Annotated in this window: 19 protein-coding genes; 10 read left to right on the top strand and 9 right to left on the bottom strand. The window is 65.6% G+C overall.

Annotation, left to right across the window (positions count from 1 at the left end):
• Positions 1–13: 13 nt before the first annotated feature.
• Positions 14–727 (top strand): DUF2968 domain-containing protein, encoded by a 714-nt coding sequence (locus CKW06_RS14230; RefSeq protein WP_024958101.1) that lies wholly within the window; start codon positions 14–16, stop codon positions 725–727.
• Positions 728–796: 69 nt separating this feature from the next.
• On the opposite strand, the gene CKW06_RS14235 is transcribed toward CKW06_RS14230, so the two are convergent.
• Positions 797–1,192, bottom strand: coding sequence for a hypothetical protein (locus tag CKW06_RS14235; protein ID WP_024958102.1), 396 nt, complete (start codon positions 1,190–1,192; stop codon positions 797–799).
• Between the two features lie 185 nt (positions 1,193–1,377).
• Between CKW06_RS14235 and CKW06_RS14240 the strand changes: the two genes are divergently transcribed.
• Positions 1,378–2,202, top strand: coding sequence for an alpha/beta fold hydrolase (locus CKW06_RS14240; protein WP_024958103.1), 825 nt, complete (start codon positions 1,378–1,380; stop codon positions 2,200–2,202).
• Between the two features lie 647 nt (positions 2,203–2,849).
• On the opposite strand, the gene CKW06_RS14245 is transcribed toward CKW06_RS14240, so the two are convergent.
• From CKW06_RS14245 to CKW06_RS14275, 7 genes are all read right to left on the bottom strand, one after another.
• On the bottom strand, positions 2,850–4,496 hold the full coding sequence (locus CKW06_RS14245; RefSeq protein ID WP_024956243.1) for an MFS transporter: 1,647 nt from the start codon (positions 4,494–4,496) through the stop codon (positions 2,850–2,852).
• Complete coding sequence (locus CKW06_RS14250) at positions 4,490–5,773, bottom strand: alginate export family protein (RefSeq protein ID WP_024956242.1); 1,284 nt, start codon at positions 5,771–5,773, stop codon at positions 4,490–4,492. Before CKW06_RS14250 ends, CKW06_RS14245 begins: the two co-directional genes overlap by 7 nt.
• Positions 5,752–7,599: an amidohydrolase gene (locus tag CKW06_RS14255; RefSeq protein ID WP_024956241.1), complete on the bottom strand. Its 1,848-nt coding sequence runs from the start codon at positions 7,597–7,599 to the stop codon at positions 5,752–5,754. The genes CKW06_RS14250 and CKW06_RS14255 overlap by 22 nt, the downstream gene beginning before the upstream one ends.
• 119 nt (positions 7,600–7,718) lie before the next feature.
• On the bottom strand, positions 7,719–8,144 hold the full coding sequence (locus tag CKW06_RS14260; RefSeq protein WP_024956240.1) for a DoxX family protein: 426 nt from the start codon (positions 8,142–8,144) through the stop codon (positions 7,719–7,721).
• A gap of 2 nt (positions 8,145–8,146) precedes the next feature.
• Complete coding sequence (locus tag CKW06_RS14265; protein WP_024956239.1) at positions 8,147–8,803, bottom strand: hydrolase; 657 nt, start codon at positions 8,801–8,803, stop codon at positions 8,147–8,149.
• Complete coding sequence (locus CKW06_RS14270) at positions 8,800–9,243, bottom strand: helix-turn-helix transcriptional regulator (RefSeq protein ID WP_050426933.1); 444 nt, start codon at positions 9,241–9,243, stop codon at positions 8,800–8,802. The genes CKW06_RS14265 and CKW06_RS14270 overlap by 4 nt, the downstream gene beginning before the upstream one ends.
• Before the next feature lie 50 nt (positions 9,244–9,293).
• Entirely contained in the window at positions 9,294–9,626 is a 333-nt protein-coding gene (locus CKW06_RS14275; protein ID WP_024956237.1) for a hypothetical protein, read from the bottom strand.
• A 96-nt stretch (positions 9,627–9,722) separates the two neighbouring features.
• Between CKW06_RS14275 and CKW06_RS14280 the strand changes: the two genes are divergently transcribed.
• Both CKW06_RS14280 and CKW06_RS14285 read left to right on the top strand, forming a co-directional pair.
• A complete protein-coding gene (locus tag CKW06_RS14280) occupies positions 9,723–12,752 on the top strand; it encodes a sensor histidine kinase (RefSeq protein WP_024956236.1) in 3,030 nt (1,009 codons plus the stop codon).
• Positions 12,745–13,398: a response regulator gene (locus CKW06_RS14285; RefSeq protein ID WP_012480561.1), complete on the top strand. Its 654-nt coding sequence runs from the start codon at positions 12,745–12,747 to the stop codon at positions 13,396–13,398. The genes CKW06_RS14280 and CKW06_RS14285 overlap by 8 nt, the downstream gene beginning before the upstream one ends.
• A 291-nt stretch (positions 13,399–13,689) precedes the next feature.
• On the opposite strand, the gene CKW06_RS14290 is transcribed toward CKW06_RS14285, so the two are convergent.
• The gene (locus tag CKW06_RS14290; RefSeq protein WP_024956235.1) at positions 13,690–14,883 is read right to left on the bottom strand and encodes an MFS transporter; all 1,194 of its coding nucleotides are present in this window, start codon (positions 14,881–14,883) and stop codon (positions 13,690–13,692) included.
• A 919-nt stretch (positions 14,884–15,802) separates the two neighbouring features.
• Here CKW06_RS14290 and CKW06_RS14295 point away from each other — a divergent pair.
• The 6 genes from CKW06_RS14295 (at position 15,803) to CKW06_RS14315 (ending at position 22,020) form a co-directional block, all read left to right on the top strand.
• Positions 15,803–16,372: an RNA polymerase sigma factor gene (locus CKW06_RS14295; RefSeq protein WP_038646112.1), complete on the top strand. Its 570-nt coding sequence runs from the start codon at positions 15,803–15,805 to the stop codon at positions 16,370–16,372.
• A gap of 145 nt (positions 16,373–16,517) precedes the next feature.
• Entirely contained in the window at positions 16,518–16,982 is a 465-nt protein-coding gene (locus tag CKW06_RS14300) for a DUF6631 family protein (RefSeq protein WP_024957176.1), read from the top strand.
• Positions 16,979–17,200, top strand: a complete 222-nt coding sequence (locus CKW06_RS23620) for a hypothetical protein (RefSeq protein ID WP_125899025.1) — start codon at positions 16,979–16,981, stop codon at positions 17,198–17,200. The genes CKW06_RS14300 and CKW06_RS23620 overlap by 4 nt, the downstream gene beginning before the upstream one ends.
• Before the next feature lie 2 nt (positions 17,201–17,202).
• Entirely contained in the window at positions 17,203–20,700 is a 3,498-nt protein-coding gene (locus tag CKW06_RS14305) for a phage tail length tape measure family protein (RefSeq protein ID WP_038646193.1), read from the top strand.
• Positions 20,701–20,872: 172 nt separating this feature from the next.
• Positions 20,873–21,388, top strand: a complete 516-nt coding sequence (locus CKW06_RS24215) for a Mor transcription activator family protein (protein WP_076738607.1) — start codon at positions 20,873–20,875, stop codon at positions 21,386–21,388.
• Between the two features lie 59 nt (positions 21,389–21,447).
• Positions 21,448–22,020 (top strand): hypothetical protein, encoded by a 573-nt coding sequence (locus tag CKW06_RS14315; RefSeq protein WP_024958671.1) that lies wholly within the window; start codon positions 21,448–21,450, stop codon positions 22,018–22,020.
• The last annotated feature ends 6 nt before the right edge of the window (positions 22,021–22,026 follow it).

Here is a 22,026-nt window from a genome sequence, read left to right on the forward strand (position 1 = left end):
GGATGGTCTAGACATGCGAGAAACTTCAGGGGGCGCGGTCTTCGCCCGGCACGCGCGCGGCGCGGCACTGCTGGCCGTGGCCATGATGCTGGTGGCACCGGCGGCCATGGCTGCCCGTGGCGACCGCGAAGCAGCCGCAGAGCCGGCCGCACGCAGCGCGCCGGTGGTGCGCAATACCGTTGACGAACTCAAGCAGCTGATGGATTCGCGCCAGCTGACCGAGCTGCGCACGACCTACAACGGCAACTATGGCGCCAGCCTGCTGTTCAACGCCAACACCCTGACCTATTACGTCGCCCTGTTCCAGGAGAAGAACTTCTGGCGGGTGATCAAGACCGATGCGGTCGACAACGCCGAGCGCGTCTACCGCACCTTTGCCCAGCAATCGGAACAGCTGGCGCAGGTCTACATCGATACGACCCGCCTGGAAGCCGGCAAGCGCTACACCGAGCGCCTGGTGGCCTACAACGAGGAGCGCCTGCGCACCCTGCAGCAGGAAATGGAACAACAGCAGGCGCAGTCGGCCCAGGTCAGCGCGGCCCTGCAGCAGGCGCAGCAGCAGGCAGTCAGCCTCAGCACCGACGTGCAGAGCACCAACAGCCAGCTGGATGCCCTGCAGCGCCGCATCCAGATCCTGCAGGCCGAACAGGGCAACCCGGAACTGAGCCTGCCCAAGCCGGAAGGCGTGCCCTCGCCGACACCGGCTGCCGCCAGCGACGGGCGCTGAAGGCCAGCGCACAGTAGTCCCGCACGACGGCGCCCTTGGGCGCCGTTGTCGTTTCCATCATTACCGGATTCAGCGGCACGCGTCGTACACCGCGTCATCGAGCTGCCGACGCTGTACGAAGTCCAGGCGCTTGGCCTTGGCCAGCACCTCCCCGCGGCGCTGTCGTGCGCGCTCACAGGCCCTGGGGTCCGTGCTGATGGGTATCAGCGCGGCCTGCGGCCGCCCCGAGCGCACGGTGCGCGGTCGCGCCGGCACCGCGCTGCCCGCGCCGGCCGGCTTTGGCACCGGTCCGCGTGACAGCGACTGCTCCTCGGGCACCTCCCAGCGCCATTCCGCATGCCCCTGGCAGGGTGTCTGCTGATAGACCGGATGTGGCCCGTCCACGCATTTGTAGACGTTGGTCTGCGCATGAACCGCCGTGACCAGCATCAGGCACAACAGTGGGCTGCATCGCATTCTCGGCATCGGGGGCTCCTCGACCAGCTGCCGCCATCGTCTGTGCGGTGGCCGCTTCATGCCAGAGCGATACGCGTCACAGTCCGGGCAATCCAGCACAGCCGTGCAAGCCGTCCGATGTGCACTGCGATGTACTGCCGAAGGCACCGGCACCGCTGCCAGTGCCTTCCCTCCCTTCCGCCAAGGAACCCGCAATGAGCAATTACGTCACCGTCGCCGATGGCGCCCGCATCTTCTACAAGGATTGGGGCACCGGCCAGCCGGTCGTGTTCGCCCACGGCTGGCCGCTGTCGTCCGATGCCTGGGACCCGCAGATGCTGTTCATGGGCCAGAACGGCTTCCGCGTGATCGCCCACGACCGTCGCAGCCACGGCCGTTCGAGCCAGACCTGGGATGGCAACAACATGGACACCTACGCCGATGACCTGGCCGCGGTGATCGAGGCGCTGGACCTGAAGGACGCGATCCTGGTCGGCCATTCCACCGGCGGCGGCGAAGTGGCCCACTACATCGGCCGCCACGGCAGCAAGCGCGTGTCAAAAGTGGTGCTGGTCGGCGCCGTGCCGCCGCTGATGCTGAAAACCGACGCCAATCCGGCCGGTACCCCGCTGGTCGTCTTCGACGGCATCCGCAAGGGCACGGGCGGTGACCGCTCGCAGTTCTTCAAGGACCTGACCACACCGTTCTTCGGTGCCAACCGCGATGGCAATACCGTTACCCAGGGCATGCGTGATTCGTTCTGGCTGCAGGGCATGCTCGGCGGCGTCAAGGGCCAGTACGACTGCGTGCACGAATTCTCGGAAGTGGACTACACCGAGGACCTGAAGAAGATCGACGTGCCGGCGCTGGTGGTACACGGCGATGACGACCAGATCGTCCCGTTCGATGCCTCGGCGAAGCTGTCCTCGCAGATCATCAAGGATGCCGAGCTGAAGGTGTACGCCGGTGCACCGCATGGCCTGACCGTCACCCACGCCGACCAGTTCAACGCCGACCTGCTCGCGTTCGCACGCAGCTGATGTACCGCGGCGGCGCCGTAACGGCGCCGCCGCCCCTTCGGTAGTGCCGGCCGCTGGCCGGCAACCCGATCATCCATCGTGATCACGCGCAGCCGGCCAGCGGCCGGCTCTACCACCGGCGGGTCAACCGCCTCTGCTTCGGTAGTGCCGGCCGCTGGCCGGCAACCCCATCACCCATCGTGATCACGCGCAGCCGGCCAGCGGCCGGCTCTACCACCGACGGGTCAACCGCCTCTGCTTCGGTAGTGCCGGCCGCTGGCCGGCAACCCGATCACCATCGTGATCACGCGCAGCCGGCCAGCGGCCGGCTCTACCACCGACGGGTCAACCGCCTCTGCTTCGGTAGTGCCGGCCGCTGGCCGGCAACCCGATCCTCCATCGTGATCACGCACAGCCGGCCGGCGGCCTCTGCTTCGGTAGTGCCGGCCGCTGGCCGGCAACCCCATCACCCATCGTGATCACGCACAGCCGGCCGGCGGCCTCTGCTTCGGTAGTGCCGGCCGCTGGCCGGCAACCCCATCACCCATCGTGATCACGCACAGCCGGCCGGCGGCCTCTGCTTCGGTAGTGCCGGCCGCTGGCCGGCAACCCCATCACCCATCGTGATCACGCACAGCCGGCCAGCGGCCGGCTCTACCACCGGCGGGTCAGATGTCGGTGTGGTGATGCGGCACGGCGGCAGGCAGCGGGTCATGCCCGCCCACGAAGTGACGCACCACGGGGGCACGCTCACCGCGATGCAGCTCCCGCAACACTTCCTGGATGGCCTTGTCATCAGCGGTGATGCGTTCGTGCTGGCGCAGGTGCTCCAGCCACGACGGGGTCACGAAATACTCCAGGTGGATGCCTGGACTGGCCACGTCCTCGACCACGCCCCAGACCACCGCGCCATCGCGGCGGCGGATCGTGCCCAGCGCGCGCATCTGCGACTGGAACGCGGCACGATCAGCACCGTCGATGCGGTACTCGATGGTGACCAGCACCGGGCCGCGATCGTTCGACACCGGCACCGACAGCTCGGGTGCGGGCCAGTGCCCGGCCGGACGCAGGTTCAGATCCTCGGTGCCAGCAATCCGCACGCGCCACACCAGCAGTCCGCCGATCACCGCACCTGCGGCAGCCACCAGCAACGCTAGCTCCGGCGAGGTGCGCTGTGCCAACGCGCCCCAGCTCAGGCCACCGGCCGCCATGCCGGCCGAGAACACCATGATGTACAGCGCCAGCGCACGCGCACGTACCCATGCCGGCACCGCCGTCTGCGCGGCGATCTGCAGCGACGACAGCACGGTGATCCAGGCGAAGCCATTGACCAGCATCACAGCCGGAAGCACGTACCAGCTGCGGGTCAGCGCCAGCCCGACCAGGCTGAGCGCCAGCGACAGCGTGGCCAGCAGCACCAGCAGGTCGCGATCCAGCTGCGCGCGCAGCTTCGGCAGCAGCAAGGCCCCGCCCACTGCACCGATACCGATGCAACCCAGCAGCATGCCGTACTGCCCCGCCCCACCCTGCATCTGGCCGCGCACCACCACCGGCAGCAGTGCATTCATCGCCGCAGCAAAGAAGAAGAAGCCCACCGACTTGATCAGCACGGCCTGAAGGCGTCCAGCGCGGCTGGCATAGCGCAGGCCCGCCTTCAAGCCGGCACCGAAACCTTCCGGCGGAAGGCTGGATTGCTTGGGATCACGCTTCCAGCCCCACACCACGAACAGCATCGCGGCAAAGGTGATGGCATTGAAGCCGAACGCCCACACCGCACCCAGCTGCGCCACGATCACGCCACCAATGGCCGGGCCGATCGAACGCGCGATATTGATACCGATCGAGTTCAGGGCTACCGCCGAGGCCAGCATCGGCTGCGGCACCAGCTCGGACACAATCGCCGCCTGCGCTGGCATCGCCATTGCCGCACCGCAGCCCATGCAGAAGGTCAACAGCACCAGCAACTGCGGGGTCAGCATGTCCATCGCCGTCAGCGCGGCCATCACTGCGGCCACCAGCAGCATCCACCCCTGGGTCGCCAACAGGTACTTCCGGCGATCGACAATGTCGGCCAGCGTTCCGGCCGCCAGTGCCAACAGCACGATCGGTACCGTTGTGGCCGACTGCACCAGCGCCACCATCAGCGGCGAACCGGTGCGTTCGGCCATCACCCAGGCGGCGGCCACGTCGTTGACCCAGGTGCCGATGTTGCTGGCCAGGATTGCCAGCCAGATCGAACGGAACATCTGGATCTTCAGCGGGGACCAGGCACCTGCGGCCTGTGCGGAGGGTTGCGACGCGTTTGCGTTCACCATTGCCATGCTCCAACGATCGAGGCGAACAGCGTGTCCTGGCCGCCGGCCTGCTTCAGTGCAGGACCGGCATCGACCCAGGCCAGCTGCAGCTGCCATTGCCAGTGTTCGCTGGCCTGCCAGCGGGTTTCGGATTTGTATTGATTACCGATGCGGCGCGCAGCACCGGCACTGCCTGGCAACGCCACCAACGGCGCCGACGTGGTATAGACCGCATCGGCGCGACGATGCTTCCAGGCCATCTGTACGCCCAGCTCCGTCGTCACCGTGTCGTGCAGGCGCAGGCTCAGGGTCGGCTGCACGTCCATCAGGTTGGCCGGGGCCAGCAGGCTGGCCTCGCTGAAGTAGGCCGATTTCGGGAACAGTGCATTGAAGGTCCCCAGGCGGCCGTCACGCGGATTGCCATCGCCACTGGCGATGTCGGCCTTCAGCCCCAGACGCGGCTGCAGCGGCAGCTCCGTCCAGCGCCACCCTGTATCGGTGGCCAGCGTCCAGGCGCGGATATCGAGCGTGCCGACGGCCGTTCGCAGTTCACCGCCCTGCGCCACCAGCTCGCTGTTCCAGTCCAGTGCACCGGCCTGGCCGAACCAGCGTGTACCCACGGTCTGCCGGCGTTCGATGCCGGAGCCCGCCGCGAAGCGCGCACCCTCGCGGCGATAGTCGAGCAGATACAGGTCCCACTGTCCCGCGCCCTGCCCGCGTGCCGTGGTGGCGTAGGCACCCCACAGGTGGGCACCGTGTTCCCCTCGATCATCAAAGGCACCCGGCCGGTTCTGCACCGGTCGCAGTGCCATCAGATCAAGCGTGCCGAGGCGGCCCTTCCAGCCCAGGCGCGCACCATCGAAGGCCAGGCGGATGTTCGGCCCATCGCGCACCGACAACAACCGTGAGCTTCCGTAGCCGGCTTCCTGCCGACCGAGCTGCAGGTGGAAGCCGCTGCGCTGCCAGCGCCAGTACGCCTGCTGCACGTCCAATGCGCTGCGGTCGGTGCGGCCCGGGCCGCCGGCCTTGCCATTCTCGGCATGCACGCCCAGTTGCAGCTTTGCCTGCCAGCGGTCCTCCACATAGGTGGCCGAGGCCAGCGCACGCAGCAGGCCATGGCCATCTTCGCTGCCACCGATACCGAACCGGGTCGGATCGTAGTACAGGCCACGCAGGCGCAGTGACGCATCCCACTGCAATTGACCGTCACCGGCGTCAGTGCAGCGCCCCCCCCCGCACGCCAGCGCCAGCGATGGCACGGCCAGCAGCGCCAGGCTCAGAAAGCGAAGCACGAGCATCCCATCGCGCCCCAGAACGCGGTCAGGTCATTGGTCGGCGCCGCGTGCTGCGCGGCATGCCCGTGCGCACCGTGGGTACTGCAGGCCACGCCGTGATGGCGGCGATGGGTGGTGGCCAACCCGGTGGCCGCACCGCCGACGTGGTAGCCACCGAACCGGTTGACCGGCGACCAGTCCGGCATCGCAGGCGGCAGCTGCGGCGCCAGCCCTGCATAGTCGGCATCTGCATGCACGATGCGTCCGCCGACCACGGTCAGCACGCTGGTGATGTCGGCGATCTGCGCGTCATCCACGCGGAAGAAGTCGGCCGAGAGCAGGATGAAGTCGGCCAGCTGACCGGCTTTCAGCGTGCCCTTCACCGCTTCGTCACCGGAGAACCAGGCGCTGCCCTGTGTCCACAGGCGCAGCGCCTGCTCGCGTTCGAGCAGGTTCTCATCGCCATACAGGGCCAGCCCGCCCACGGTGCGCCCGGTCACCAGCCAGGACAACGCCACCCACGGGTTGTAGCTGGCCACGCGGGTGGCATCGGTACCGGCACCGACCGGCACGCCTTCGGCCAGCATGCGCTTGACCGGCGGCGTATGCCGCGCCGCCTGTACGCCGTAGCGCTCGACGAAGGCTTCGCCCTGGTAGGCCATGCGGTGCTGCACGGCGATGCCGCCACCCAGCGCACGGATGCGTTCGATGTTGCGCGGGGTGATGGTCTCGGCGTGGTCGATGAACCAGTGCAGGCCATCGAACGGCACCTCGCGGTTGACCTGTTCGTAGACATCGAGGATGCGGGTGATGCTCTCGTCGTAAGTGGCGTGGATGCGGAACGGCCAGCGCTTCTCGACCAGCAGCTTCACCACGTCGTGCAGTTCGGGCTCCAGCTCCGGCGGCAGTTCCGGGCGGGGCTCGTTGAACAGTTCAAAGTCGGCCGCTGAGAACACCAGCATCTCGCCGGCACCGTTGTGGCGCAGCAGGTCATCGCCCTGGCGCGGCTGCAGGATCTCGCTCCAGCCACGGAAGTCGTCCACTTCCCTGCCCTTGTTCTGGGTGAACAGGTTGTAGGCAATGCGAACTGTCAGCTGGTCATCGCGATGCAACTGCTCGATGACCTGGTAGTCCTCGGGATAGTTCTGGAAGCCACCGCCGGCATCGATCACCGAGGTGATGCCGAGACGGTTCAGTTCACGCATGAAGTGACGCGTCGAGTTCGCCTGGTACTCGATCGGCAGGCGCGGGCCCTTGGCCAGCGTCGCGTAGAGGATCAGCGCATTCGGTTTGGCCAGCAGCAGTCCGGTCGGGTTGCCCAGTGAATCATGCACGATCTGCCCGCCCGGCGGATCCGGCGTGTCCTTGGTGTAGCCGCAGGCGCGCAGCGCGGCACGGTTGAGCAGCGCGCGATCGTACAGGTGCAGCAGGAACACCGGCGTATCCGGCGCGATGTCGTTGAGCTCCTGCAGCGTCGGCAGGCGCTTCTCGTTGAACTGCGCGGCAGTGAAGCCACCGACCACGCGTACCCACTGCGGTGCGGGCGTGCGGTCGACCTGGGCCTTCAGCATGTCCAGCGCGTCGCCGAGCGATCGCAGGCCGTCCCAGCGCAGCTCCAGGTTGTAGTTCAGGCCACCACGGATCAGGTGGGTATGGCTGTCGTTGAGGCCGGGCAGCAGGCGCCGCCCCTGGGCGTCGATCAGGGTCGCTTCATTGCCCCAGCCGCGCATGATCTCCTCATCGCTGCCGACGGCAACGATGCGTCCTTCCTGCACGACCAGCGCCTGCGCATGCGGCTGCTGCGGGTCGAGCGTGGTGATGCGGGCATTGCGGATGACCAGCGTGCTCATGCGACGCTCCTTGGAAGTGGAATCGAGTGCGGCACCGGCGCGGCCGGCCAGGCCGAGCGCTACGGCAGCGCCACTGGCCAGCACCACATTGCGGCGGCCGTGATCGAGTGGATCGTGACTCATGCGAGGTCTCCCGGAAGACGATGGACGTCCAGTGCCAAGGTGCCGGGCCCGGCCAGCGCGATGGCCAGCAGTACCGTGGTCCACATCAACGGGTACTCACTGCCACCGCGCATCCAGAACCAGCCCTTGGGCAGGGCCAACAGGACGGTGAAACCGATGAAGGCGGCCGCTGCAAGCGCGGCGATGCGGGTCTGCCATCCCAGCAGCACGGCCAGCCCGGACAGCACCTGCAGCAGCGCCAGCAGCAACGGCAACGGTGCCACCGCTGGCAGCCCGAAGCCGCGCAGCTCGGTAGCGAAGCCGGACAGCCCCGGCCCACCGAACCAGCCGAACAGCTTGCCCAGCGCGTGCGGCAGCAGGAAGCCTCCTGCCGCCACACGCAGCATCAGCAGGGCCAGGTCGAGGCCATGGCCGGCCAGCATGCTCAGTGCCCGCCTTCCTGCGCGCCGAACATGCTCTTGGCGTACTGGATGCCGATGCCGTAGCCGCCAGCATGGTCGCGGGCAATGCCGGTGGTCAGATCGTAGGTTTCACCGCGTGCCCAGTCGCGCTGCAGCTCAAGCAGGTACTGCACGCTGGTCATCGGCACCGCGCCGGCCTGCACCATGCGTGTGATCGCACGCTCGTGCGCCTCTTCGCTGACATCGCCACAGGCATCGGTAATCACATACACCTCGAAGCCCTGCGCCAACGCCGACAGCGCCGGCCCGACGATGCAGACGCTGGTCCACAGGCCAGCAACAACCAGACGACGCTTGCCGATGCGGTTGATCTCATCGATCACCGGCTGGTCTTCCCAGGTGTTCATCGAGGTGCGGTCGAACACCGTCTGGCCCGGGAAGATCTGCGGCAGTTCGGGGAACATCGGGCCGGAGAACGACGTTTCGGCGACGGTGGTCAGCACCACCGGTACGTTGAAGCCCTTGGCACCCTTGCTGATCAGCGACACGTTGTTGCGCAGCGCAGAGATGTCGATGGTGTGGGTGGCAAACGCCATCTGCGACTGGAAGTCGATCAGCACCAGGGCATGGTCGGTCGGCGACAGCAGCGCCGGGGCGGGAGTAGCGGTGGCAAGGCTCATGGGTGGACTCCGTTGGAAACACGATCAAGGGGAAGCAACAGGGCCGCATCGCCGGCAAGGTACTGGCCGGGGCTGCAGCCGGTCTCCGCGCGGAAGCTGCGGACGAAGTGGCTCTGGTCGAAGAAGCCCAACTGCTGGGCCAGGCAGGCCATCGGCAGCTGCGCACCCGGCAGCAACTGGCGCGCACGCTCGATGCGGCGCCGGCGCACATAGCGCAGCGGGCTGGCGCCGGTACCGGTGCGGAACAGGCGCACCAGATGGAAGCGGCTGACGCAGGCGGCTGCCGCCAGCTCGGTCACCCGCAGCGGCTGCGACAGGTGCGCATCGACATAGCGCAGGGCGCGCTGCAACGCGGCAGCCTGCTGCGGTGCCAGTGATGCGGCGGGCGGATCAGGCGGGAAAACGGTGGCCATGCGGGACGCCGCGAGGGGGTGCCCCATGGTGCGTGGCCGCTGCGCGATGCCCTACCCCCGTCGGTCGAGGCCAGCACCTACCCGAATGGGGGAGGCCGACGGCCAAGCAGGCGGCGCCCGAACAAGCGCGCATCCAGTGAATAGGCCCCCGGCCCCACCATTAGCAGCGCCGGCGGCAACGCCACCAGCGGCCACGGTGCCTGCTGCGCGAACATGCCCACGGCCGCCAGCAGCACTGCCAGTGGCGTCAACACGCCCAGCATGAGCATGGCCGCCGCCAGCAGGCACAGCGCCGACCACCCGCCCGCATGCGGGCCAGAGGTGCACAGCGCGGCGGCCAGGCACAGCCGCAGCCACAGCAGGCCGATGCCCGGACCGCGGTCGGGGAACATCACGAACAGGCGCTGCATGGCGGGGCTCCAGGGGACATGCCGGCGTGATAGCCGACGCCGGCGCATGCCGCCTACCCCGTTCGGGTCACCCCGGGCTGCCCCACACCTGCCAGAATGCGCGCCATGCGAGGCCGCCCCTTCCCGTTCCTGTGTCGCTTGCCGACGCTGCTGACGTGCCTGCTGTTGTTGACCGCCCTGCCCGCCCTTGCCGTGCAGCGCCCGCCGGTGAGCGGCGGGTTGCCCGATTTCGAGCACACTGCCTGGCGGGTCGGCCAGGGCGCGCCCGGCGATATCTGGGACATTGCCCAGGACCGCGACGGCCTGTTGTGGCTGGCCACGGGCTCGGGCCTGTACCGCTTCGATGGCCGTCGTTTCGAACGGCAGGCGGCGCCCGTCGGCAGCCAGTTCCCGTCCACCAACATGGTCACGCTGGCACAGGGCCGCGATGGCGCCCTGTGGATCGGCTACTTCCAGGCCGGCATCAGCCGGTTCGCGCAGGGGCGGCTGCACAGCTATGGCCGCGAACAGGGAGTGCCGGTCGGTGTGGTCCCGCACTTCAGCCAGGATCGCGGGGGCCAGCTGTGGGCGGCGATCAATGGCGGGCTGCGCCGCTTTGATGGACAACGCTGGCAGCCACTGCAGGCCAATGCAGGGCTGCCGGAGCGCCGTGTGCAGTGGCTGCTGCACGACAGCCGGGACACGTTCTGGGTCCTGGCCGACCTGAAGGTCTGGATGCGTGCGGCCGGCCAGGCCGCGTTCGAAGACACCGGCATCGCGGTCTCGCAGATGGCGACGCTGGCCGAAAGCCCGCAGGGCGAAGTGTGGCTGGCCGACCGGGTGCGCGGCACCTTGCCCCTGGCCAACGCGCAGGGCCTGTTGGCGGCCAGCGAACGTGAAGCGCGGCGTCTTCCGGAACTGGTTGCTGCGCGCCTGCAGTTCACTGCCGATGGCGCGCTGTGGGCCACGATGAGCCCGCACGGCGGCGTTGCCCGTATCACCTTCGACGGCACCCGGGCCGTACGCATGGAGCGCTTCGATTCGCCGCACGGACTCACCGCCACCTCGGCGGTGCCGATCATCGTCGATCGCGAAGGCAATCTCTGGGTCGGTACCAATCTCGGCCTCAACCGCTTCCGCGCGCGCAGCGTGCACACCCTGGTGGTCGGCCCGAGCGATCCCTACCGCTCGCTGGTGCGTGCCAGCGATGGCCGCGTGTATGGCTATGGCGAAGACCTCAAGCCCTACGATCTGCGACGCACGCTGCTGGATGGCAGCGCCACGCAGTTGCAGGCCGCCGCACGCCAGGCACCCACGCCGATCTGGCAGTTCGACTGGGTCAATCTTGCGCGCACGGTCGCCGGCCACACCTCGTTGATCCCGCTGCCGGCCCCGTTCACCGGGCAACCATTGCATGCGCTGCTGTTCCCTGACGACGCGCAGGCCTGGGTGTGCGCCGGCGAACGCGGGGTGCTGCACTACCAGCACGGCCAGTGGCAGCGCGAGGTCCGCCTGCCCGAACAGGCCTGCTCGTCGCTGGCGCTGGATGCCCAAGGCCAGCTGCTGCTTGGCTATGCCGACGGCCGCCTGCGCCGGATGAGTGCGAACCACATCGAGAGCGTCGATGCCAGCCAGGGCCTGTCGGTGGGGCCGATCACGGCGATGCTGCATCACCAGGACCTGCTGCTGGTCGCCGGCGAAGCCGGGCTGGCTGCGCGGCTGGGCACTGGACGTTTCGTTCCGGTGCGCACCGACATGGCCGGCGTCCTGGAAGGCATCACCGGCATGGTCGCCGATCCGAACGGACACCTCTGGTTCAATGGCAGCCGTGGCCTGGTGCGGATGGAAAGCGGGCAGCTGCGCCGCGCCCTGCGCAGCGGACTACCGGTCACGCCACGCCTGTTCGACGCGATTGACGGCATGCCTGGCATTGCCCTGCAGAGTGGACCAATCGCAACCGCGACGCTGGCCGACGACCGCCTGCTATGGCTGGCCACCAACCAGGGCCTGGCCTGGCTGGACACTACCCGCTCCCATGTCAATTCGATGGCCCCCAGCGTGCGCATCGGCGAAGTGCTGTATGGCAGCAAGCACGAGCCGCTACGCGATGGACTGCGCCTTCCCGCCGGCACCAGCCAGCTGCAGATCGACTACGTGGCGCTGTCGCTGGCACGCCCGGAACGCAACCGCTACCGCTATCGCCTGTCCGGCGTTGACGATGGCTGGCAGGACGCGGGCAGCAGCACCCGCGCGTATTACACCAACCTCGCGCCAGGCAACTACCGGTTCGAGGTGGAAGCCGCCAATGAGGACGGCATCTGGAGCACCGCACCGGCCAGCCGCAGCTTCCGCATCGCGCCTACCTTCATCCAGACCGTGTGGTTCAAACTGCTGTGCACCGCCGCCGTGCTCGCACTACTGGTGCTGGCAGTACGCATCCGCAGCGGGCAGCTGGCCGCGCTGTTCCGTGCGCGCCTGCAGGAACGCAATGGCGAACGCGAACGCATCGCGCGCGACCTGCACGACACCCTGCTGCAGGGCAGCCAGGGCCTTATCCTGCGCCTGCATGCGATCAGCCAGTCACCCCAGACCCCCGAGCCGGTGCGCAGCCAGCTGGAGTCGGCGATGCAGCTGGCCGAGCGCAACCTGGCCGAGGGCCGCGAGCGGGTCAATGCGCTGCGCGAGGGGCCGTTCGCGGGTCACGACCTCGCTTCGGCACTGGCCGATGTGCACGCCGAGTATGCCGGGCACGGCACCAATCCGCTGCGCCTGACCGTGGAAGGCCCCCACCCACCGCTGCAGGCCGATGCCGCCGAGGAAGTGTTCCTGATCGGACGCGAGGCGATCCGCAACGCGCTGCGCCATGCCAATGCCAGCGCCATCGAAGTGGAGCTGTCCTACGGCACGCGGTGCTTCCTTCTACACGTACGCGATGATGGCGTGGGCATCGCCGACGAAAATGCCGGCCATGGCCATTGGGGCCTGCAGGGCATGCGCGAGCGCGCGCAGCGCCTTGGCGCGGAACTGCAGCTGTGGACCCGCCCCGGGCTGGGGACCGAAGTCGCGCTGGCAGTTCCCGCCCGGCGCCTGTATCACCACCGCCCATCACGTTGGCGCTGGCCCTGGAGTAGAACGAGCCATGACTGAAACCCCTGCCCCGATCGGCGTACTGGTGGTCGACGACCACCCGCTGCTGCGTGACGGCCTGGCCGCCCTGCTGGGCGCACAACCCGATCTGCGCCTGCTCGGTGAAGCCGCCGACGGCGAGGAAGCCATCGCACACTATCAGCAGCTGCAGCCGGACGTGGTGCTGATGGACCTGCAGATGCCCCGCCTGGATGGTGTGGAGGCCATCGTGCGGATCCGCGCAATGGACCCGCGCGCGCGCATCATCGTGCTGACCACCTACCGCGGTGACGTACGTGCGGTGCGGGCGTTGCAGGCCGGCGCCAGCGCCTACCTGCTGAAGGACATGCTGCGCCACGAGCTGGTCGACACGATCCGCATGGTTGCGGGCGGCCGGCGCGCGCCGATTCCACCAGCGGTGGCGGCGAGCATCGCCGCGCATGTGGTGGAAGACCGGTTGTCGCCGCGCGAGACCGAAGTGCTGCGGCACGTGGCCGGTGGCCTGTCGAACAAGCGCATCGGCGAGCGGATGCAGATTTCAGAGCAGACGGTGAAGGCGCACATGAAGAGCCTGATGGACAAGCTGGGCGTGGGCGATCGCACGCACGCGGTGACCCAGGCGCTGCGGCGCGGCATCATCAGCCTGGACGACAGCGGGCACGATTAAGGGGTTGTTCGGCAGGGCTTGCAGCCCTGCACTCGCGGTAGTGCCGGCCGCTGGCCGGCAACCTCAACAGCAAAATCAAAAGCGGGCTCTCCGTGGGATGGCGCGGCGGTGTCGGAGTGCGGGGACGCTGCAAGTACGTCCCTGTAAGCTTGTCAGCCGCATCCATGCGGCTGACACCCCGCAATCGGTCCCACCCGCCTGCCTACAGTAAACCCGCTGTTTGTGCTGTTGCCGGCCAGCGGCCGGCACTACCGCAGGTGCAGGGCTGCAAGCCCTGCCAAACACCCCCCCTTACTTCAAGCGCAGCAGCAGGCTGCTGCCCGCACACACCACCGCCAGCCAGGCCACGCCGTGCCACCCCCACTGCGCCAGCGCCAGGCTGCCCAGCGCACCACCGGCGGCCATGCCGATGAACATGCCCGTGAACAGCAGCGCATTGAGGCGGCTGCGGGCCGGCGGCACCAGGCCATAGACCAGCGTCTGGTGCGCCACCAGCGCTGACTGGAAACCGAAGTCGAACAGCAGCGCACTCACCACCAGCAGCGGCAGCAGCGCGGCGGCCGGCAACCAGGCTTCGGCCAGCAGCAGCCCGAAACCCAGCAGCGCCACTGCGATCGCCAGCCGCGCCACCGCATGGCAACCCAGGCGATCGGCGAAACGTCCTGCAAACGGCGCAGCCAATGCGCCGGCCGCACCGGCGATACCGAACGCACCCGCCGCCGCACTGCCCAGGCCCAGGCGGGCATGCAGCATCAGCGCCAGCGTCGACCAGAACGCGCTGAAGCCCACTGCCAGCAACGACTGGCTGGCCACCGCACGGCGCAGCTGCGGCTGCTCGCGCCACAACGCCAGCAACGAACCCAACAACGCCGGATAGCGCAGCGTGCTGGTCGGTACGAAACGCGGCAGCGCGCGCGCCATCACCGCGCCCATCGCCGCCACCGATACCGCGGCCAGCACGAACTGCGTGCGCCAACCCCATGCTTCAGCCACCACGCCACTGACCACGCGCGACAGCAGGATGCCGAGCAGCAGGCCGGTCATCACCCGGCCGACGATCTGGCCACGCTGTGCATCCGGCGCCAGCACCGCAGCGGCGGGCACGATGTCCTGTGCCAGCGTGGCCATCAGCCCGACCAGCAGGCTGGCCATCAGCAGCCCCGGCAGGTGCCCGGCCATCGCTGCGGCGCCCAGTGCCAGTGCCAGCAACGCGGACTTCAACAGGATCAGGGTGCGGCGGTCGAAGCGGTCGCCCAGCGGTGCCAGCAGCAGGATGCCCAGCGCATAGCCGAGCTTGGTCAGGGTCGGTACCAGGCCGGCGGCGCGCTCGCCTGCGCCGAGGTCCTGGGCGATCAGGCCCAGCATCGGCTGGCTGTAGTACAGCGAGGCGACCGAGAAGCCGGCGCCGGCCGCCATTGCCAGCACCAGCGGGGTGGAGGGTGCGGTCACGGGCGCGGCGGCGACGGATAGCGAAGGGGTAGACATGGGGGAGTCCGGTGGAGGAAGTGGGCGTATCCTGCCGCTATTCTGTTCAGGGGTGAGATATATCAGGGGGAGTGGTGCGATATTTACCCCGGACTATCCTTGCCTATTGCGGACTACGATGAGCGCGAGGGGGATGGGTTGCACCAGCGGCAATCCATGCCAGGCGGCGACGATCGCTGCGACGCCGCAACATTTGAGCCAGCTTCACCCTCGGCCCCAATGTCGCGGCGCCGCGACATTTGCCTGAGTGAAATGCGTCGAATTCGACGCATTTCGGACTCAAAGTCCGTTTTGGCATGGCAGCGTGACTGTGTCGCTGGCCCAGCACAGGCTATGCCAGCGTCGGCCAAACACTCAAAAGCGACACTGTGTCGCTTTTCGAACCTCGGCATCAGCTGATGCCAGGTCCAAATGTTTCGATGTCGAAACATTTAAGTCAGCCTCACCCTCACGCCGAATGCGTCGCATGCGACGCATTTCGGACACGATGTCCGTTTTGGCGTAGCAGCGCGCCTGCGCCAGTGGCCCAGCCGAGACTATGCCCGCGCCGCCTGCCAAACACCCAAAAAGGACACTGTGTCCCTTTTCGCGCCCCGGCATCCGCCGAGCCAGCTCCAAATGCCGCGACGTCGCGGCATTTGGGTTGAGCGTGAGGCTGGCTCAAATCATTCGCATGCGCATGATTTGGCCCGTCCAATGTCGATCACCAAAAGTGACAACGTGTCACTTTTACCCCTCCTAGCCGACTGCCTCATGCTCCAAATCATGCGACGTCGCATGATTTGCCTGCCGCCGCCATAGAGGGCAAAACGCTCGGCGCCGAGCGTTTTGAGCGAAATTTCATTTCTAGAAACTGGTTTCAGGGAATTGCCTCGACGCCACCGGAATACTTTCGTCACCCGGACAGCTGTCCGGTTTCATGAATGTCATCTGGAGCAAGAGCGTGTCGGCCAACAGAACCTTTTTTGATGAGGTTACGGACGTGATCCGTCTTGTCCTCAGTAGCGCGGATGTTCCGCATGCCGACGCCCTCGCGGTATCCAGGCAAGTGTGTGGCCGGATCAAGTCCCAATTTGGAGGCAGCACGATCTACCTGCCGACGAACCGGTCCAAGGCAGGAGGTCATGCCAGCAAGCTGGGGATGGAACTCCTCGACCTGGTTGAGGACGAACTCTCTCATCAACTGCGCCAGGCGGCCCTGCTGGATGACCTGGAGCTCGCCGCTGCGACCGAAGACGTTCGCCAGGAGCTGCTGGCTCGATGCTGCTCTCTTTGCATCTACGTACCCAGCGGGCAACGGGATGCCGCATTGGCAAGGGCACTACAGGCTCACTCCCACCTTCAGAACAACAAGAGCAGGAGCGAAATCGCGACGATGCTGAATGTATCGACCCAAGCCGTCTGCAAGATGATCAGGCGTGCAGAGAAACACCTCCAAGCGACGAACAAGCTAAAGGACGGTGAGCACCACAAGGAGTGCCAGGTATGACGCTTCGTTCATTCCAGATGCTTGCCATCGAGAGCGGCAAGCGGACCCTCTACTCGCTTTCCGTACCGTGCGCACCCGGACCCGGGTCCTCATGAGACAGCTGTCCGCTTCTGTTTCAATTCGCTCACAGACCCTGAGGTGAAAAATGGCTAAGAAGATTGGAAACGTGGATGCCGAGCTGGGCACCAGCGAGGCGACGCAGATGACTAAAACCGGCAGTGAAGGCGGTCAGGCTGAACTGGAGATATTGATGGGCGAAGGCCAGGTTCGGGTGGCCGGTCAACAGCTCTCTGTACGTGAGTACACCTTCGCCGAGGGGCTTTTCATCCAGGCTACCGCTCGATCCTTCCTGGAAGACCTGTACGGCGTGTTCAAGCCAGGCAGCACCGTTCCCAGCTTCGAGCAAGTGAGTGAAATCTGCGCTCGCAATGCCGATGTGATTCTGGACCTGATGGCGAAGTCAGCCAATGTCGAACGTAGTTGGGTGGAGTCTCTGGCTGAGGCCGAGGGTGAACTGCTGATGCTTGCCTGGTGGAGAGTGAACTCCGGTTTTTTTATCCGTCGGGTCCTCCGGCGCGCAATCGCAGAGGCGCCCCAAAGCAACCCGTGAGCTGGGCCAAGGTCTTCAGCGCCTTGACCCAGGCGGGCTATGGGCCTTGCCAGCAACTGAAATCAATGACGGGACGTCAGTTGCAGCTTCTCTACCGCGAATCGCAGCTACAGCGCCGTCGCTTTCGCGCTGAACGCATCAACGACATGAATGCCGCCGTGAACGGCGCACCCAAGGAAACCGCAGCGCTGCTCAGGCATCTGCTGTCAGAGGAATAGTCATGGCAAGCAAGCGCAGCATGGAACTGGCGATGCGTATCGCCGTGGATATCGAGCAGGCGCAAAAGGCGCTGCCGGTATTGCAGCGTGGCTTGAGCTCGATTAAGGATGCTGGCAGTGCTGCTGGTGTTGGCTTTGACGCGTTGGCGCAGAAGTCCACCAAGGTTGCACAGGCCTTGGACAAAGCCAGCAGGAGCAGCTCTGAGTCCGCAGGCCGCATGGAAGAAGCGGGGGCAAGTGCTGCCAAGGGTGCCGCTGGCATGGAGGCAGCGGGCGGGTCGGCCAAAGCCATGTCAGCAGATGTTGCAGCTGCGGCAGATCGCGTGCGTGCATCTGGCACCGCTGTTCAAAAGACGGTTGCTGACGAAATTCGCATGATTGGAGAGCTTGATGCCCGCTTGCAGCGCGGTGCAGCAAGCATGGCCGACCTGGCTGAAACGGAGACCCTGCTCGATAGGGCGATGTCCAGAGGGTTGCTCAGCACCGAGGACTACAACAACGCAATCAAGGCTCTGGATAAGCAGGGTGGCGCGCTCGCGCGCACTGAGCGACAGCGCGAGCAGGCCGTGGATGGGGCTGTAGGGCGCTACGACAAAGCCTCGGTCAAGCTCCAGAAGCTCGAGCAGGATGAGCGTGCACTCAAGGTTGCAGTAGACTCCGGCCGAATCAGTCGTGAGCAGTACAATCGCGCGTTGTCGGACCTGACCGCGCAACGCAATGCGGTCAAAAACGCTGATGCGCTCTCGCGCTCAATGGGTGCTGGGCCCGTATCTGCGGGCCAGTATCAGGCCGCCATGCGGCAGTTGCCTGCACAAATCACCGATATCACCACCAGCCTGGCAACAGGCATGCCGATCTGGATGGTCGCGGTGCAGCAGGGCGGCCAGATCAAGGACTCTTTCGGCGGCATCGGCCCTGCTGCGAGGGCGGTGGCGGCGGCCATCAACCCGATGGTGCTGGCTGTCGGCGGTACCGCTGCGGTGCTGGGCTCTATGGCGTATATGGCCCACCGTGGCTACACGGAATTGCTATCGCTGGAGTCGGCGATCATCGCCAACGGTGGCAGCTCGGGCAGGACTGCTGGCCAGCTGAACCAGCTTGCCGGTGAGGTTGGCGGGCTGGTCAAGGACTACGACCTGGCGCGCGCGTCGGTGGAGCAGCTCACTCGAAGCGGACAGCTCTCCGGAAAGACCCTGGACGATGCCAGTCGCGCAGCTGCTGCGCTGGCAAAGCTGACAGGTGATTCCATCGATTCGACCACGGCCAAGATTTCCGAGCTCGCCAAGTCACCTACCGAAACGCTGCGCAAGCTCAGTGACCAATATGGCTTCCTGACCGTTGAAGTCTACGAGCATGTGCGTTCTCTCGAAGAGCAGGGGCGCGAGACCGACGCGGTTCGGGTGGCGGTGGAGTATATGGCCGACGTCTACACCGAGCGGCTCAAGCGCGTGCAGGATGCCACTCGCGGCCTCACTGGCTTTGTGAGCCAGCTTCGTCAGGAGTGGCAGGCATTTACGGCAGACCTGAAGAACATTTCCAACCCAACGCTGGAAATCGATATCGCCAAGACTCAGCAGCAGCTTGCGGCGCTGCGCAGTGGCGCTTTTGTTGCACCTCGATATCTGAGCGATCAGAACCGGGCCAACGATATCGCCGAGCTGGAGCGCCGACTGGCTCTGTTGAAGGCGCAGAAGGAAGACCAGGACGAACTCGCGTCGGGCGAGGCTTTTGTGACAGGACTTCGCCGAAAGGGTGTTGCCGTAGCAGATGACCTGGCACGTGCGCTCGATAGTGGTGCCAGCAAGGCCGAGAAGCTGAGAAAGGCCACTGCGGAGGTCGCCGATCAGTTCCGTACGCTTCGTGCGATCAGCCCCGGCAGTGACCTGCTCAAGGGAGTGGTGTTTGGGGACGATGGCAGCGTCAGCGGCGGTGCCTATGATCGGCGCGTCAAGCAGCTACAAAGTCAGTTTCTGGAGACGACGCCCAAGGCTCGAAAATCCGACGCGCAGAAGGATGAGGCCGCTGCACAACGCGAACTGGAGCGGTTAAAGCAGCAAATTCAGCTGGTTGGAACGCTGGATGAAATGCACAAGAAGGCTACCGAAACGGCTCGTATCGAGGCTGCCATTGCCGAGGGTGAGTTCAAGAATTCCACTGCGCGCACAAAGCAAGAGTTGTTGGACAAGGCAGCAGAGAAAGACTTGGCTGACCAGCGCCTTGATGCTGATCGACAGCTGCTCGGGGTCAGGGATCGAATTGCCCAATTGCAGGGGCAAGGCCCGGATGCGGAACTGGCAAAGACCCGCCGAGAGCTGAACCTACTCAAGCAGGAGTTGGAACGTCTGGGCGAAACCGCCAAAGCGGCCGACGTCACCAAACTACTCAACTTGAGCGAGGCGAGCACACGCTTCAAGACGTTGCAGGAGACCTACAACCAGACAATCGGGGCCATCGCGCTTGATCAGCAGCGCATCCAGGTTGAGCTTCAGGCGGGTCTCATTACTGAGGCACAGGCTCAAGATCGCATTGTTGCGGTCTACCAGAAGAAGCTCGGCACCATCAGGGAGATTATCCCTGAGATGCGCGAAATTGCGTTGACGCTCAAGGACCCGGCAGTCATTGCGGCGGTGGATCAGATTGAGCTGAAGCTCCAAGAGATGGGGCAAACAACCAGCCTTCTGCAACAGTCGATCCGCAACACCCTTGAAGGGTCATTCAAGAACCTGTTCATGTCCCTGGTTACGCAAACCGATTCACTGAGTGATTCGATTGCCAACTTCTTCTCCAGCTTGGCGCTGGGTATTGCCGAGTTCGCCGCAGCTCAGCTTGCTCAAGCCGCCGCCATGCGTCTTATGAGCCTGTTCCCCGGTTCGAGTGGCGGTGGAGATGGGGCGCAAGAGATGACCAAAGCTGCAACGATTGCGGCAGCAGCCGGTGCAGCTATTGGCCTTGGTGCCGCGAAGCTGGAGACCTCAGCAACCACTCTGGGGTCCTCGGGACTCGGCCTGGTCATCGGCGCGCAGGCGGTCAGCAAGGCCGCCAGCCAGATGCAGGCTGCTGCCGCGGCTATGGCTGTGTCCAGTGCAGCCAGCTTTGCAACTGGTGGTTGGACGGGGCCTGGTGGTAAGTACAAGCCTGCCGGCATCGTGCATGCCGATGAATTCGTCTTGCGCCAGGAAGTGGTTCGTCAGTCTGGTGCCAAGACATTCCTCTCAGCATTCAATCGAGTGGGCATGGCTGCCATCGGCGGCTGGCGCGATGGCTACGCGGAGGGCGGCCCGGTCAGCCTTGGACAGCCCATGTCGGTCTCACAGCCAATGGCGAGGATGGTGGCTACTGGCGCTCCCGCGAGCCAGGCACCGCGCATTGGATTGCGGATGGTGAATGTGGTGGAGCCGAGCTTGCTGGCGAACTACCTGGATGACCCCGGGAGTGACCACGTGTTCATTAACAAGATCAATCGCAATTCCGAGGCGATCCGCCACGTGTTGGGAGGCTGACGTGCAAGATAGAAGCTCAAAGACTTGTGATCATCCGCTCAAATGCGGCTGCGCGCCCTCAGACGCGTGTCAGACACCAGCGGGCAGGGGTGCGGCTGACGATGGGCAGGGCAAGGGGTGGGCAGCAAAGGTGAGCGACTTGGCGCCATTCTCAAATGAGGGCTCGGGTGTGATGGAGGGCCTTGCTGCCGCTCTTGCACGTGCATTGCACAAGCTGAACTCAGAGGTGGACGTTCCTGCGGTAGTTGGAGCGGCTATTCAGTACGTCGCGCGGGAGCATGGCGGGGTCAATCTGTGCTTTCCGGTCTCCGCCGAAGGTGCGGGACGCCGCAGCGACACCAAGGCTCGCCGGGACGGATTCATTGCCGGATTGAAAGCGGAGGTCATCCGCCAACTGGTAATCCGTGGGTGTGACCAGGACAGACGCGAGGCGGCTGGTGCAGCGGCCGTGGCGTCTGTGCTGACGGCATTCTCTGGGGGATCGGTCTATATCCCATCGATGGCGGCTTACCGCCAGGCCGAACAACACGCGGCCATTGTTTCCCGCTACCGAGCCGGAGAGAGAACTCATGAAATTGCTGCGTCCTGTGGCATCTCCGAGCGTTCGGTCCGTCGAATCTTGCAGCGAAGCCGCGAACGCAATCGACGTGAAGGTCGGAACTGGAAAGCAACTACTGATAGGCCGTAGAAGCACGTGATTGCTGCGTATGCAGCTCTCTATTCCTACCCTGTGACAGGCATTTCAAAATGGCATTGCGTGCATTTCAAATCTTCCGAGCTGGTACATGGAACTCTCAGTCTGGCTCGGTCACCATCGACAAGCGGGCCGTCACCGCCGTTGCCCTCAACTATAGCCAGGCGGTAAAGGCTGCCCCCTTGGTGCTCGGCCACCCTGATGTTGAGACGAACACCTATGGTCAGGTGCGAGGCTTGGCTGAAATGGATGGCGAGCTCTACGCCTTTGCCGATGTGGATGACAGCCTGATCGGCTCGGTGCGAAGTGGCTCCTACAAGAGCGTCTCAGCCTCGATCTACCTTCCCAACTCGCCAGGCAACCCCATGCCGGGTACCTACTACCTCCGGCATGTCGGCTTTCTGGGTGCCCAAGCCCCCGCTGTAAAGGGAATGCAGCCGTTGAGCTTTGCAGAACCTGCGCACGGCGGCACTCCCTCTGTTGCGAACTTCTCCGCACCCATCGGGTACCAGGTTGATCGTGCACAGATGCAGCTGTACGAACTGGCGCGTGATGTGCAACACGCCAACCCATCTATCGGCTTTATCCAAGCCGCGATCATGGCCCAAAAGGCCATTCAACGATAAGAGGTC

The sequence above is a fragment of the Stenotrophomonas maltophilia genome, assembly GCF_900186865.1.
In the GTDB taxonomy this organism is placed as follows: domain Bacteria; phylum Pseudomonadota; class Gammaproteobacteria; order Xanthomonadales; family Xanthomonadaceae; genus Stenotrophomonas; species Stenotrophomonas maltophilia.

Coding starts and splice junctions, on each gene's coding strand:
- CKW06_RS14285 (WP_012480561.1), top strand. CDS start 12,745: ATGACTGAAACCCCTGCCCCGATCGGCGTACTGGTGGTCGACGACCAC.
- CKW06_RS14245 (WP_024956243.1), bottom strand. CDS start 4,496: ATGGTGAACGCAAACGCGTCGCAACCCTCCGCACAGGCCGCAGGTGCC.
- CKW06_RS14255 (WP_024956241.1), bottom strand. CDS start 7,599: ATGAGCACGCTGGTCATCCGCAATGCCCGCATCACCACGCTCGACCCG.
- CKW06_RS14260 (WP_024956240.1), bottom strand. CDS start 8,144: ATGCTGGCCGGCCATGGCCTCGACCTGGCCCTGCTGATGCTGCGTGTG.
- CKW06_RS14290 (WP_024956235.1), bottom strand. CDS start 14,883: ATGTCTACCCCTTCGCTATCCGTCGCCGCCGCGCCCGTGACCGCACCC.
- CKW06_RS14250 (WP_024956242.1), bottom strand. CDS start 5,773: ATGCTCGTGCTTCGCTTTCTGAGCCTGGCGCTGCTGGCCGTGCCATCG.
- CKW06_RS14300 (WP_024957176.1), top strand. CDS start 16,518: ATGGCTAAGAAGATTGGAAACGTGGATGCCGAGCTGGGCACCAGCGAG.
- CKW06_RS14305 (WP_038646193.1), top strand. CDS start 17,203: ATGGCAAGCAAGCGCAGCATGGAACTGGCGATGCGTATCGCCGTGGAT.
- CKW06_RS14240 (WP_024958103.1), top strand. CDS start 1,378: ATGAGCAATTACGTCACCGTCGCCGATGGCGCCCGCATCTTCTACAAG.
- CKW06_RS14275 (WP_024956237.1), bottom strand. CDS start 9,626: ATGCAGCGCCTGTTCGTGATGTTCCCCGACCGCGGTCCGGGCATCGGC.
- CKW06_RS14230 (WP_024958101.1), top strand. CDS start 14: ATGCGAGAAACTTCAGGGGGCGCGGTCTTCGCCCGGCACGCGCGCGGC.
- CKW06_RS14235 (WP_024958102.1), bottom strand. CDS start 1,192: ATGCCGAGAATGCGATGCAGCCCACTGTTGTGCCTGATGCTGGTCACG.
- CKW06_RS14280 (WP_024956236.1), top strand. CDS start 9,723: ATGCGCGCCATGCGAGGCCGCCCCTTCCCGTTCCTGTGTCGCTTGCCG.
- CKW06_RS14315 (WP_024958671.1), top strand. CDS start 21,448: ATGGCATTGCGTGCATTTCAAATCTTCCGAGCTGGTACATGGAACTCT.
- CKW06_RS14295 (WP_038646112.1), top strand. CDS start 15,803: ATGAATGTCATCTGGAGCAAGAGCGTGTCGGCCAACAGAACCTTTTTT.
- CKW06_RS24215 (WP_076738607.1), top strand. CDS start 20,873: ATGGAGGGCCTTGCTGCCGCTCTTGCACGTGCATTGCACAAGCTGAAC.
- CKW06_RS14265 (WP_024956239.1), bottom strand. CDS start 8,803: ATGAGCCTTGCCACCGCTACTCCCGCCCCGGCGCTGCTGTCGCCGACC.
- CKW06_RS14270 (WP_050426933.1), bottom strand. CDS start 9,243: ATGGGGCACCCCCTCGCGGCGTCCCGCATGGCCACCGTTTTCCCGCCT.